Origin of the sequence: Flavobacterium caeni (genome assembly GCF_900101895.1) — a bacterium.
GTDB classification, from domain to species: domain Bacteria; phylum Bacteroidota; class Bacteroidia; order Flavobacteriales; family Flavobacteriaceae; genus Flavobacterium; species Flavobacterium caeni.
Window position 1 is genome coordinate 1 of the sequence record NZ_FMVF01000005.1, and the last position, 13,188, is coordinate 13,188.

12 protein-coding genes, 1 tRNA gene and 1 pseudogene are annotated in these 13,188 nt (G+C 45.4%); 1 reads left to right on the top strand and 13 read right to left on the bottom strand.

Features of this window, described 5'->3' with window-relative positions; genetic code table 11:
• From BLP55_RS17430 to BLP55_RS05600, 13 genes and pseudogenes are all read right to left on the bottom strand, one after another.
• Window positions 1–142: helix-turn-helix domain-containing protein (locus tag BLP55_RS17430; protein WP_139149613.1), on the bottom strand; the 142-nt coding region annotated here is incomplete at its 3' end.
• Window positions 143–194: 52 nt separating this feature from the next.
• Window positions 195–455 (bottom strand): annotated as a pseudogene (locus BLP55_RS05545) (cytochrome d ubiquinol oxidase subunit II); the annotation flags it as partial.
• 8 nt (window positions 456–463) lie between these two features.
• The gene (locus BLP55_RS05550) at window positions 464–1,819 is read right to left on the bottom strand and encodes a cytochrome ubiquinol oxidase subunit I (RefSeq protein ID WP_091141352.1); all 1,356 of its coding nucleotides are present in this window, start codon (window positions 1,817–1,819) and stop codon (window positions 464–466) included.
• 11 nt (window positions 1,820–1,830) lie between these two features.
• Entirely contained in the window at window positions 1,831–2,223 is a 393-nt protein-coding gene (locus BLP55_RS05555; RefSeq protein ID WP_139149614.1) for a DUF983 domain-containing protein, read from the bottom strand.
• Window positions 2,224–2,360: 137 nt separating this feature from the next.
• Complete coding sequence (locus tag BLP55_RS05560; RefSeq protein ID WP_091141354.1) at window positions 2,361–3,632, bottom strand: NAD(P)/FAD-dependent oxidoreductase; 1,272 nt, start codon at window positions 3,630–3,632, stop codon at window positions 2,361–2,363.
• Window positions 3,633–3,714: 82 nt separating this feature from the next.
• Window positions 3,715–4,506 carry a sulfite exporter TauE/SafE family protein gene (locus tag BLP55_RS05565; RefSeq protein WP_091141355.1) on the bottom strand — a complete coding sequence of 264 codons (792 nt, stop codon included), beginning with the start codon at window positions 4,504–4,506 and terminating at the stop codon, window positions 3,715–3,717.
• A gap of 72 nt (window positions 4,507–4,578) precedes the next feature.
• Window positions 4,579–5,205, bottom strand: a complete 627-nt coding sequence (locus tag BLP55_RS05570; protein WP_091141356.1) for a Crp/Fnr family transcriptional regulator — start codon at window positions 5,203–5,205, stop codon at window positions 4,579–4,581.
• A 291-nt stretch (window positions 5,206–5,496) separates the two neighbouring features.
• On the bottom strand, window positions 5,497–6,738 hold the full coding sequence (locus tag BLP55_RS05575; protein ID WP_091141357.1) for a site-specific integrase: 1,242 nt from the start codon (window positions 6,736–6,738) through the stop codon (window positions 5,497–5,499).
• Window positions 6,739–7,013: 275 nt separating this feature from the next.
• Window positions 7,014–7,088: transfer RNA gene (locus BLP55_RS05580), tRNA-Val, on the bottom strand.
• Between the two features lie 65 nt (window positions 7,089–7,153).
• Window positions 7,154–8,371, bottom strand: a complete 1,218-nt coding sequence (locus tag BLP55_RS05585; RefSeq protein WP_091141358.1) for a bifunctional folylpolyglutamate synthase/dihydrofolate synthase — start codon at window positions 8,369–8,371, stop codon at window positions 7,154–7,156.
• A gap of 5 nt (window positions 8,372–8,376) precedes the next feature.
• A complete protein-coding gene (locus BLP55_RS05590) occupies window positions 8,377–9,264 on the bottom strand; it encodes an energy transducer TonB family protein (RefSeq protein WP_091141593.1) in 888 nt (295 codons plus the stop codon).
• Window positions 9,265–9,318: 54 nt separating this feature from the next.
• A complete protein-coding gene (locus BLP55_RS05595) occupies window positions 9,319–10,545 on the bottom strand; it encodes a Glu/Leu/Phe/Val dehydrogenase dimerization domain-containing protein (protein ID WP_091141359.1) in 1,227 nt (408 codons plus the stop codon).
• Window positions 10,546–10,603: 58 nt separating this feature from the next.
• Window positions 10,604–11,668 carry an anhydro-N-acetylmuramic acid kinase gene (locus tag BLP55_RS05600; protein WP_091141360.1) on the bottom strand — a complete coding sequence of 355 codons (1,065 nt, stop codon included), beginning with the start codon at window positions 11,666–11,668 and terminating at the stop codon, window positions 10,604–10,606.
• A 78-nt stretch (window positions 11,669–11,746) separates the two neighbouring features.
• On the opposite strand from BLP55_RS05600, the gene BLP55_RS05605 reads away from it, so the two are divergent.
• A complete protein-coding gene (locus BLP55_RS05605) occupies window positions 11,747–12,889 on the top strand; it encodes an acyl-CoA dehydrogenase (protein WP_091141361.1) in 1,143 nt (380 codons plus the stop codon).
• Window positions 12,890–13,188 lie beyond the last annotated feature (299 nt).

Below are 13,188 nucleotides of genomic sequence, written 5' to 3' on the forward strand. Positions count from 1 at the left end.
CCCATTTTTTGACCTCCCGATGGATCGACGATCTGTTCCTTTCGAGCCTATCGGCGATGTATGAAATCGATCTTTTTTCGGCAAGTAAAGTTTGTATGATGACTCTTTCTTCGAGTTTGAGGCGTGTTCTTTTTTTGTCCATAAGGCAGCAAATCTAAGGATTAGACTTGTTGCATTAAGTTATTGAATTGTCCCATTGCCGAGAGCATCGTCGCATACATCACCGGAAATCCCGCAAATAAAGCACCGCCGCCAATAACCAACCATACCTGATTGGCATCCCAAACTGGGGCAATGGCGTTTATGGCAATTCGGCGGCTTAAATCTTTTTGAAAGAACAAATGCCACGCTCCTGCACCAAAGTCAAAACCTTCAAGAATCGCATAGCCCGAAAACAAAAGCCCGATTACCAAATACCACAACGTCGGATAATCAATTCCTAAAAAATATTCCATAATTATATTTATTGTAAGAATTGAAAATTAACGGATTCTTTGCTCTCATCATACGGTCCGTGTTTGATTTTTTTATTGACCATATAAAGAAACAAGGCCAATAAAAGTGAATAGACGACGGTGAACATAATTAACGAAAACACTATTTGATGTGAAGATACTTCCTGTGAGAAAGCATCGCCTGTGCGTAAATGCCCGTAAACAACCCAGGGTTGCCTGCCCATTTCAGCTGCATACCATCCCACTTGATTGGCTATTTGAGGCAGGATCACAGAAAATGAGAATATCCATAAAAGCCACTTAGTTTCAAATAATCGGTTTCTCCACCATAGGAAACTTGCATAAAGTGTTAAACCAATTAATAGCATTCCAATAACAATCATAATGTGGTAAAATTGGAAAACAGCATTGATTTGGCTTGGCCTGTCTGCTTCGGGAAAACTATTCAAACCTGTAATTGGCGCTTTAAAATCCTGATGGACTAAAAAAGACAAACCTCCCGGAATTTTTAATCCGGTAACTTCTTGTTTTTCTTTATCCACCCAACCAAAAAGATATAGATCGGCAGGAGCTGACTTTTCAAAATGACCTTCCATTGCTGCCAGTTTTGCAGGCTGGTTTACCGCAACACCATCGGCAGAACTGTGTCCGGACACTAATTGTGATAGCGAAAAAACGGTAGCTACAACCAAAGCAATCTTGAACGCTTTTTTAGAGATCTCGGTATAACGTCCTTTTCGTAAATAGTAGGCGTGAACACTCAAAACCAAAAAAGCCCCTGCCAAAAAGGAACCCTGCCAAGTATGCACCAATCGATCCATACTGGACGGATTGAACACCATTGCCCAGAAATCGGTAACTTCGGCACGAGCGTTTAGTCCTTCCCCAACGATATGGTAACCCGCAGGAGTTTGTTGCCAGGAATTGGCCACTACGATCCAAACCGCAGAAAACAGGGAACCTAAGAACACACCAATTGTTGAAACTAAGTGGACCCAAGGTTTTACGCGATGCCATCCAAAAAGGAGCACACCTAAAAAAGCGCTTTCCAAACCGAAAGCAAACAAACCTTCGGCAGCTAGTGCACTGCCAAAAATATCGCCCACATATCTTGAGTATACTGCCCAATTGGTGCCGAATTCGAATTCCATAATGATGCCCGTTGCCACTCCGATGCCAAAGGTCAGCGCAAATATCTTGATCCAGAACCGGGTCAGGATCTCGTATTCTTTTTTTCGGGTTTTTAGATACATGCTTTCCATGATAACCATAATCAATCCGATGCCAATGCTTAATGGCGGATAGATATAATGGAAAGCGATGGTAAATGCAAACTGGATCCGGGCAAGAATTTCTACATCCATACTCATTTGCTTTAGGAATGCGTTTGGTGGTATTGGTCATCATCCTTGTAAAAGTACGTTAGCCATACTACCCTTGAAAATCGTATCAGCCAAGGCTGCATGAGTACCAAAAGTAAGACATTGAACGGAAACCACCACAAGAGTTCCTTGTTTTTGAAACCATAACCGGTCACGAGCACATAGGTTGTAAATGTAATGATCGAAATACCAACGGTGAGTATGTAGCTGACATAGCCTGTGCCGTGATAAAAGCCTGGTTCCAGTTCTGTCCGTTGGCCGCAAACGGAACATTTGTCAACCATTTTGTTGCCGCTTGTAATGTTGTACCATTGGTTTAGGAACAAATTTCCTTTGTGGCATCTTGGGCATTTGGAGGTAAGCAATTGTTTGAGACGTAAAAGCATAATCTTTTTTTTTGAGCAAAGATATTTCTGATCTGCTTGTTGGTATGTGATATAAGTTACTTAACGAATTTAATCCAAAAAAAATCCCCTTCGGAACTATCCGAAAGGGACCAACAACTAAAAATCAGGGTATTCAATCAGGCAGTTCCTTTTAGGATTTTATTCCAATACAGCCAAGGAAGTATTTTAGTTTTCAGTATCCACATGGTCCAACGCGGTTTTGCCTGGTCAAAAGGAAACGTCATTTTTGGTTTGTTCGTGTAATCGAATTCAGCCAACATTAATTTTCCATATTCGGTAGGGATAGGGCAGGCACTGTAGCCGTCATATTGAGCGCTCAATGGTTTTTTATCCATGACAGCCAATAAGTTTGCAACGACAACGGGGGCTTGTTTGCGGATGGCCGCTCCGGTTTTACTACAAGGGGCATTGGTGCAATCGCCCAATGCAAAAACATTGGGAAATCTTGAATGCTGCATGGTGTTTTTGTCGATTTCAACATAGCCAAGGGCATTAGCCTGATCACGCAACGGACTGTTTTTGATGAAATCGGGAGCTGACTGAGGCGGAACAGCATGGCATAAATCAAAATTCATAGTTACCCGGCTGACCGAATCTGCATCGTTGCCTTCTGCAATACTATAACATCCGGCAGCGGATTTTGAAAGACTTTGCTTTACAAATTCAGTGTTTTTTGTCTCGAATTCGATGGTTTTGGCGTTTCCATCAATCGCAATGGTATTGGCACTGTAATGCACTTTAATATTTCCTTTTAGCAGTACTTTCTCCAACGTTACTTTATATTCCGGAACACCAAAAATAACGGTTGCTCCGGAAACATAGTGAATGTCACATTTCTCAAGAATTCCTTTTTTACGCCAATAATCAACAGCCAGGTACATTATTTTGTGTGGCGCACCACCACATTTTATCGGTGTAGATGGATTGGTGAATACAGCCGTACCGCCTTTAAAGTTTTTAATCATCTCCCAGGTGTAAGGAGCCGATTTAAAATCGTAATTGCTGCTTACATTATTTTTTCCTAATGCTTCTTTCAGCCCTTTAATTTTGTTCCAATCGAGTTGAATTCCAGGGCATACAATCATATAATCGTAGGTGATTTCAGTACCGGAAACGCACTTCACTTTGTTGGACGATGGTTCAAATTCGGCAACGGCCTCTTTTATCCAAATGGTGTTTTTGGGAATAAAATCCTTTTCGTTGCGGACGGTTTTGTTGATGTCAAAAATTCCGGCCCCGACGAGTGTCCATGCCGGTTGATAGTAATGCTTTTCGGCCGGATCGACTATCGCAATTTTTAAAGTACTTCTTTTATGAAGTAATTGCGAGGCTACAGATAAGCCTGCATTTCCTCCGCCAATAATAAGTATTTGATGATGATTTGTCATTTTTATTACGTTTTAAAGCTTAATGAGTTCAATAGTAGTACTTAATGATTTGTAGTGTTGTGACTTTTATCACATAACAATCTTATTTGGGAAAAAATAATTCTTTGGTTATGATATAGATTCCCATTACAAGCACGAACCATCCAAAGGCCGGTTTTAATTTAGCGCCATCGATTTTTTTTGAGAGCAATGTGCCTATGAAAATACCGACAGTTGCAAAAATGGCTATTGTAAGCAAGAATGCATAGTTTATGGCTATGCCGTTTACCACGTCGCCCAAAAATCCGAATAGGGAGTTGAATGCTATAATCAGTAATGAAGTGCCGACAGCCTGTTTCATACTCATTCCGTTGAAAAACAGCAAGGCAGGTATGATAAGAAATCCGCCACCTGCACCCAAAAATCCGGTAACAATGCCTACCAAAGCACCGATAAGCATTGTCTTGACCGTACTGGTTTGAGTCTTTATTGGATGATCAGTACCTTTGCTGATCATCGAGTAAGAGGCGGCAACCATCAATACTGCAAACAAGGCCATGATTAATGCTCCTTTTGTAAACGTAAAGCCGCCAGAGCTGAAAATGGTTTCGGGAAGTAATGGTAAAATGGACTTACGCACAAAAATCAGCGTTGCCAATGACGGTACAGCAAAAAGGAGCGCAGGTTTCAGCATAATGTTGCCCATGCGGTAATGCCTGACTGCTCCGATAGCGGCAGTAAACCCTACTATAAAAAGTGAATAAGTGGTGGCTAATTTTGGATTGATGTTAAACAGGTAAACCAATATTGGAATGGTCAGTATGCTTCCTCCGCCGCCAATCAGCCCTAAGGTGATACCAATAAGTATGGATGCTAAATAGCCTATGTATTCCATAATTGTAAATTTTTTGCTGCAAATATTAGCAGTATAAAATTTACAATTTGTAACATTTATCACATAGGTGTTTTATTTCAGGAGTTCGATGTGGTTTCGGTGTAATTTTAGTGCGCCACGCTGTTCCAGTTTTTTGAGCAGGCGGGAAATTACTTCTCTTGAGGTATTTAATTCTGTAGCAATTTCCTGGTGTGATAGTTTTAAGTCCATACAACCACAAGCTTCCTGATGCCGCTTTAAATAAAATTCAAGCCGCTCGTCCATGGCACGAAAGGCAATGCTGTTCACCACTTCGAGAACTTCCTCAAAACGGCTGCGGTACGTATCAATCACAAATTCGTACCAAGAGCGGTGTTGCATCATCCATTTATCCATCAAAGGCAACGGAACCATAACCAATTCGGCATCTTCCACCACTTTGGCCATAATCTGGCTGGTCTCGCTTTTGGTGGCACATATCATTGAAATGGCGCAGGCCTGCCCGGGTTGCAGGTAGTACATGAAAAATTCCCCACCGTCATCATCTTCCCGATAAATTTTTATACTACCGCTTAAGACTAAAACCGTATTCTTGATATACTGACCTGTGCGCATAATAACGTCACCAGCGACAAAAGCCCGATCAATGGCATTTGCATCGATCTCTTCAACAAGGGCATTTGAAAATGAGGGAAATAGTTTTTTTAGGTCTCGATTCATTGTTAAGGTGTGTTTTGGTGGACAAATTTAAAATACAAAATTAGACAATTATCAGGCAAAATGGAATCAATTGAATATTATGTATCTTAACATTTGGATATTAAAATTTGGGTTCCTAAATCTACATGTTTTCACTAACCTTTGTCAAGAACTTTAGTATGTTTTTATGTAGTTTACTTGAATTTAAAAGATGATGATTACTATTTATATTTTGCCTTATAATCTTTGATGGCCCTACTTACGATTTCCTGAGCCAATCTGTTGTTTTGGAAATCTTAGAATGTATGAGCATTAACCGTTTGCTTTTCGTAATGTGAGCTTATTGGAAAATTTTGCACGAAGATTTTGCATATCCTCGCTAACCTTCTTATCAAGTACTCTCGCATAATGTTGAGTAGTTTGGATATTTTTATGCCCAAGCATTTTACTAACACTTTCTATAGGAACGCCATTAGTCAAAGTCACGGAAGTTGCGAATGTATGTCTGGCCATATGGAATGTGATTTCTTTTGATATTTCGCATAAGTCACCAATCTCCTTTAAATAGCCGTTCATCTTTTGATTGCTGAGAACCGGTAAAACCCTATCTTCATTCAGACATTTAGGATGTGAAGCATATTTTTTAATTAATTCTTCGGGAATAGGAAGCAAAGGTATTTTAGATTTGGTATCTGTTTTTTGCCTGTTTTTAAATATCCATTTTTGGCCATCGATGCCAATCCCGATATGGTCGTTCCGTAATCCTTTCACGTCAACGTAAGCCAAGCCTGTAAAACAGCAAAAGATAAAAATGTCGCGTACTAATTCTAGTCTAGGAGTGCGGAACTTTTTTGAGTAAATGCTTTGGATTTCTTCTTCTGTTAGAAATTCTGTTTCAACTTCTTTCATCTTGCCGTTATACTTAACAAATGGGTCTTTTTCAAGCCAATCATTGCTGATACAGATTTTTATTATTTTCCTGAAATTGCGGACGTATTTAACTGCAGTATTATTACTGCAGTTTTTTTCGCATCTTAAATAAAATTCGAAATCGGTGATCAGTGCAAAGTCAATTTTATCGATAGCGATATCCTTAATATTAAATTTCCAAATTAGAAACTCTTCAACATGTTTCAATGATATTTTAAAGCGCTCTAACGTTCCAGGTGCATAGCCATTTCCTAAAAGACTTTCAATTCGGTTATTGTGGTCTCTGTAAATTGGTAAAAGCATTCGTTGAGAATCGGTTTCATCGAATAGGCGCTTCCGGAAGTTTTCGATATTTAAAGCCTCTCTTTTATGGGTAAGAGTCATTTGAATATCTATTACCTGTGATTTTACAGAATCGAGATAGTTATTAATTGAACGGGCTTCTTCTGAACTGCCTTTCATTTTCGACAGTTCATCAGACCATTTTGATTTTTCAATAAACTTTTTGGAACTGAATTCGAGACGTTCACCATTGACAGTTAGCCGGATATAAATTGGAAGAAGTCCGGCAACATTGGCTTTGGTTTTTTTTGCATAGAAATGCAAAGTGATTTTTGTTTTCATGGCGGTAACCTTTTTAATTACTAATCAATTTATTGTTCTGAGTAATTGCAAACAAGATGTACAAATTTTAGACAGGTGAGTGAACGGGTTCAACGGCACCAGTGTTTGCAAGGCTTAAGCGATTTTAGCGAGACCCTAATTTTCTGATCTGGTCGGGTCTCGATTTTATCTCCTAAGAAATAAGATTGAATGAATAATTTGAAGTATGCCTAAAAGCAAAAAGCCGATAAATCCTAAGATTTATCGGCTTTTGAAACCATTTGTTTTTAAACTTGTGGGCGATGAGGGGTTCGAACCCCCGACCCCCTCGGTGTAAACGAGGTGCTCTGAACCAGCTGAGCTAATCGCCCTTGTTGCTTATTGCGAGTGCAAATATAAGGCAGTTTTTGGTTTCTGCAAACAAATATCGTTTTTTTTACAAAATTTCTGCAACTACAAAAGTGCTGCCACCCACGTAAACAAAGTCGTTGGGCGCGGCTTGTTGCAATGCGTTTTCGTAAGCCACACGAACAGAGTCAAATACCGAACCTCGCAACCCGAACGTTGCGCCATGTTCGGCCAAAACCTGCGCATCGAGCCCACGCGGCAAATTTGGTTTGCAAAAGTAGTAGTGCGCATTTTTTGGAAACAGCGGGAGTATCTCGGCCAAATCCTTGTCGTTGACCACGCCCAAAACAACATGCAGCCGATCGTAGTCGACAGATGCTATTTGCGCGATCGTCAAGGCAAGCCCGTCTTTGTTGTGTGCGGTATCGGCAATGACGGTCGGCTTGTTTTGGAGTTGTTGCCACCGGCCCAAAAGTCCTGTATTCTTTACGACGTTCAACAATCCGTCCTTGAATTGTTCCTCTGAAATTGTCCAGCCGAGTTCGCGCAATACGCGTACGGTTTGTGCGACGGTCTTTTTGTTGTGGAACTGGTAGTTTCCGAGTAAATCCGACGGATGGTCTTCGGTCACCAAATCCGATGCAAAAAACAAAGACGAATGACATTCGGCGGCTTTTTGCGCAAACACCGGTTTGGTTTGCGGCAGGTATTCGCCCACCACGACCGGAACACCCGGCTTGATGATGCCGGCCTTTTCGACGGCGATCGATTCGAGCGTGTTGCCCAGGAACGCCATGTGGTCGAGACCGATGTTGGTAATCACCGAAACCAGCGGCGTGATCACATTGGTCGAATCCAATCGGCCACCCATACCTACCTCGACAATGGCGATATCTACTTTTTGTTGGACGAAATAGTCAAACGCAAGCCCCACGGTCATTTCAAAAAAACTCAGCGCATGGGCTTCAAAAAACGATTTGTGTTGGTCGATGAACCGCACCACCGAATCTTCGCCGATTTCTGTACCGTTGATTTTGATCCGCTCCCTGAAATCCTTCAAATGCGGCGAGGTGTACAACCCAACTTTGTAGCCGGCCTCTTGCAGTACCGACGCCAGCATGTGCGAAGTCGATCCCTTGCCGTTGGTGCCCGCCACATGGATGCATTGGAGGTTGCGTTCGGGATGGCCCAAATGGTCACACAACAATAATGTATTGGTCAAATCTTTCCGGTAGGCAGACGCACCCTGTTGCTGGTACATCGGTAGTTGCACAAACATCCAGTCGAGCGTTTCGCGATAGGTCATGGGAATCAGTTGCCGGTCAACTTAAAGTTGTAAGTGATTTTACCCACCTGCTTCTCGGGCGCATCGTCGCTCGGGTTGATCTTGGTGTTGAGTGCGGCGATCTTGGCCTGGTCGAGCAAACATTTGGCCGCGTTGGTCGTACCGCGCACACCGGCTTGGGCGTTGATGACTTTTCCGGTGCGGTCTACGGTGATCTGTACCACGACGGTGCCTTCTTCATTGCAGGTGTATTGTGGATTTGGCGTCGATAAGAATTTGCGCCCTGCCAATTGGTAGTTGCCCGTACCGTTACCGCGTCCGCCGCCGTTTCCGTTGCCATAGCCGCTGCCTGTTCCGAGCCCTTGTCCAGAGCCATTCCCGCCGCCGCTTCCGGTACCCGATCCGCCGCCGCCGTCATAGCCGCGTGCATTCGGGTCGCCGTAGGCCTTGCCCTTGTTGCCGGCCACTTTGTCGGTGCCGTCGCCGCCCTTGTCCGAGCCGTTGAGCAAATTGGCCAGCGCGTCCGAGGTCGATTTCGACGGTTTCGGGACGGCTTTCTCTACAGGCTTGGTTTCTTCTTCTTTCTTGGGTTTTTCGGTAGGTTTCTTGACATTGGCGATGACCGGCGCATCGTCGGCTTCGCTGACCACGATTTCCTGTTCGGCGGCCTGCACCACCTTGGGTTGCTTGGGTGCCGATTTGACGGGTTCCAAAGACGGGTAGTTGTCGCCCATGCCCAAATCGGAGTCGCCAAAATTGACGGCCACATCGCCGCCCCCGCCGCCGCCTTCAAGCATGTCGAGCGTCACGGTATTGGCGTACTTAAAAAAGTACAACAGCAAAAACAGGATCAGGAAAATGGCCGTGGTGGCCGTAAGCGATTGTTTTCGATTTTCGATTCGGGTGAAAGTCATGGTTTTCAATGTTTAAACCTATTTCCTACAACGAAAATAAGCAAAATAAATTGTTTACACCAATTGTTGGAGCGCAATCTCGAACGCGGTCGCGCTGATGTTGGTTTTCGACGGATTTTTCGCATGTGCTTTTTCGATCGCGCGTCGGATGGTTTCCGAAGTGTCGGCAAAAATCGCCTCGTCGGTCATCTGGACGCGTTTTTCCATGAAATAGGCAAATACGCGCGCCATGCCACAGTTCGAAATAAAGTCGGGAACCAGGCTCACTTTGCGGTCGATGTGTTCCATGATCGGTCCAAAGAAGATCTCCTTGTCGGCAAATGGGACGTTCGCGCCGCACGAAATGACTTCGAGTCCCGAGGCGATCATCGCATCGGCCTGGTTTTGCGTAACAAGTCTTGACGCGGCGCATGGTGTAAAGATCTCGGCGCCCAAGGTCCAGATTTTTTCGTTGATTTCTTCGAACGACATCATGTTGTGCGCCACGAGCTGGTTGCCGTTTTTGTTGAGGAACAACGAACGGATTTGCTCGAACGTGAATCCGCGTTCGCTGATGAGGCCTCCGCTTCGGTCGATGATGCCGACGATTTTCACGCCCATTTCGGCCAAATAGAACGCGGCCGCCGATCCGACGTTGCCGAATCCCTGTACGATTGCTTTTTTGCCCTTGACCGATCCGCCGTAAATGTCGTAGTAATGACGCACCGCTTCGGCCACGCCATAGCCCGTAATCATGTCGGCCACGGTATATTTGCGCGAAACATCGGGCGAGAAGAATGGGTTTTCGATCACTTTTACTACGCCCTGGCGCAACTGTCCGATGCGGTTGATCTTGTCGGCGTCGGTCGGGCGGAAGTGTCCGTTGAACACACCTTCCTGCGGATGCCAAACGCCACACTCCTCGGTCATCGGGATGACTTCGTGGATTTCGTCGACATTCAAATCGCCGCCGGTTCCGTAGTAACTTTTCAAAAGTGGCGATACGGCTTTGTACCAACGTTTCAAGACGCCTTCCTTGCGCGGGTCGTTCGGGTCGAAATTGATGCCTGATTTTGCGCCGCCGATGGCCGGTCCTGAAACCGAAAATTTGACTTCCATCGTCTTGGCCAAACTCAACACTTCGTTCATGTCGAGCCCTTTGCGCATGCGTGTTCCGCCGCCCGCCGCACCACCGCGCAGCGAGTTGATCACCGTCCAGCCTTCGGCTTCGGTTTCGGCGTCCTTCCAATGGAAGACGATTTCGGGTTCTTTATTTTCGAATTGTTGGAGTAGTGCTTTCATTATAGTTGTGGATTAATGCTACAAAGATAAGGTTTGGATGTGGTATGGTGAACGATTGTTAGTTAAAAATAACGCCCGAACTATGGTCGTGTGCGGCGCCCGTGACACTGGCCAGTACATTGGTTTCATTGCGCAGTTTGAGCACGCCGAGCAATCCAAAAATGAGCGCTTCCTTGAACTCAAGGATTTTCTTTTCGGGCACCACGATTTGCATCTGCGGCAAATGCGATTGGATTTTTTGAACCAGAAAATCGTTGTATGCGCCGCCGCCCGTAACCAACAACTTTCCAGATTTTTTGGGTAACGCCTGCGCGATTTGATAGGCGATGTGTTCGGTAAACGTGCGCATTTTGTCTTCGGTGGCCAAGGGATGTCTTTCCATGAGCGGCAAGATCGTTTGTTTGACGTATTCGAAGCCAAGCGATTTGGGAAACGGTTTTTGGTAGAAATCGAGCACATTCAGCGCCAGCAACAAATCGGCGTCGGACGTACCCGATCGCGCGATCTTACCCTGGTTGTCGTAGGGCAGCCCGAGTTGGTTGGCGTAAAAGTTCAAGACCGTATTCACGGCCGAAATATCGAACGCAATCCGTCGGCCATTGTCTTCAAACGACACGTTCGAAAACCCGCCCAGGTTCAGGCAATAGTCGAAATCGGCAAACAAGATACGGTCGCCAATAGGCACCAGCGGCGCCCCTTGTCCGCCCAAACGCACATCCTGCACCCGAAAATCACACACGACTTTTTGGTGGGTCAACGTCGCGATTTCGGGCAAATTCCCAATCTGCAACGTGAAGCCATTGTGTGGTTGGTGCAAAATCGTATGGCCATGCGAACACACGGCGTTAAGGTTTTCGATGCGGTGTTTCGAGATGAATCCGGCGATGACATCTGCCAGTAATTGGGTATAGTCGGCGTTGAGTTTTTGCAACGCTTTTTCGTCAAAATCGACGGCCGATTGCAGTCGCGAAACCCAGTCATCGGGATAAGCAACCGTTTCACATTCAACGATTTCGAAAGTCCATTTGCCATCCGAAACGCTAAAATGCAAATGCGCCAAATCGACGCCGTCGAGCGACGTGCCCGACATCACTCCGATAACGTTATAGTTTTCTTGCGCCATCGGCCAAAATTACGCATCAAAATTCAGAACTTCGCAATTAAAAAATTATATTTGCCCACATTTCAAACAAAAATAGACATGGATTTTAACCTTACCGAAGAGCATTTGATGATACAACAGGCCGCACGCGATTTTGCGCAGGCCGAATTGTTGCCGGGCGTGATCGAACGCGACGAACATTCGAAATTTCCGACCGAGCAGATCAAGATGATGGCCGAATTGGGCTTTTTGGGGATGATGGTAGATCCAAAATACGGCGGATCGGGACTCGACAGTATTTCCTATGTGTTGGCGATGACCGAAATCGCCAAGGTCGACGCATCGGCAGCCGTCGTCATGTCGGTCAACAACTCGCTCGTTTGCGCGGGGCTCGAAAAATACTGTACCGAAGAACAAAAACAAAAATACCTTGTGCCGCTGGCCAAGGGCGAAGTAATCGGTGCGTTCTGTTTGTCGGAACCCGAAGCAGGATCGGACGCGACGTCGCAAAAGACCACCGCCATCGACAAAGGCGACCACTATCTTTTGAACGGTACCAAGAACTGGATCACCAATGGCGCGACCGCATCGACCTATATCGTCATCGCACAAACCGACATCGAGAAAGGCCACAAAGGCATCAACGCTTTTATTGTCGAGAAAGGCTGGCCGGGCTTTGACATCGGGCCGAAGGAAAAGAAGATGGGCATCCGCGGAAGCGACACCCATTCGCTTATGTTTACCGATGTGAAAGTACCCAAGGAAAACCGCATCGGGGCCGAAGGTTTTGGATTCAATTTCGCGATGGGCGTCTTGAACGGTGGCCGTATCGGGATCGCTTCGCAAGCGCTCGGGATCGCAACAGGGGCCTATGAACTGGCGCTCAAATATTCAAAGGAACGAAAAGCGTTTGGCAAGGAAATCTCGAAGCACCAGGCCATCGCGTTCAAACTCGCCGATATGGCTACGCAAATCACGGCCGCCAAGATGTTGTGCATGAAGGCCGCTTTCGAAAAAGACATGGGCCAGGACATCTCGCAATCGGGGGCCATGGCCAAGCTGTATGCGTCGCAGGTGGCGATGGACACGACCATCGAAGCCGTGCAAATCCACGGTGGTAATGGCTATGTGGCCGAGTACCACGTCGAACGCATGATGCGCGATGCGAAGATCACGCAGATCTATGAAGGTACTTCAGAGATCCAGAAGATTGTGATTTCGAGGAGCATCCTTAGTGAGTAAAATTCCAAAATCCAAATCCCAAATTCCAACCCGAGGTTTCGGGACCAAAATCCAAATCCCGGTTGTTCGCAGTCGGGATTTTTTTTGGGCGCGCCCCAAGGGTCAGGCTGTCCGTTTCAATCTTTTGTTTTCCGCTGCGCTACAAACAAAAGGATTTTCACTGCCATCCTTCGCGCGGTCTTACGAGGAACGTTCGTCCAAAATTGAACGAATCATTTCGCTTGGAATGTCCGTAGAACGTCCCCCGCGGAGAAATTCGCTCTCACGACAGCAAACTTCCCAGCGCGTTGGACGAACGC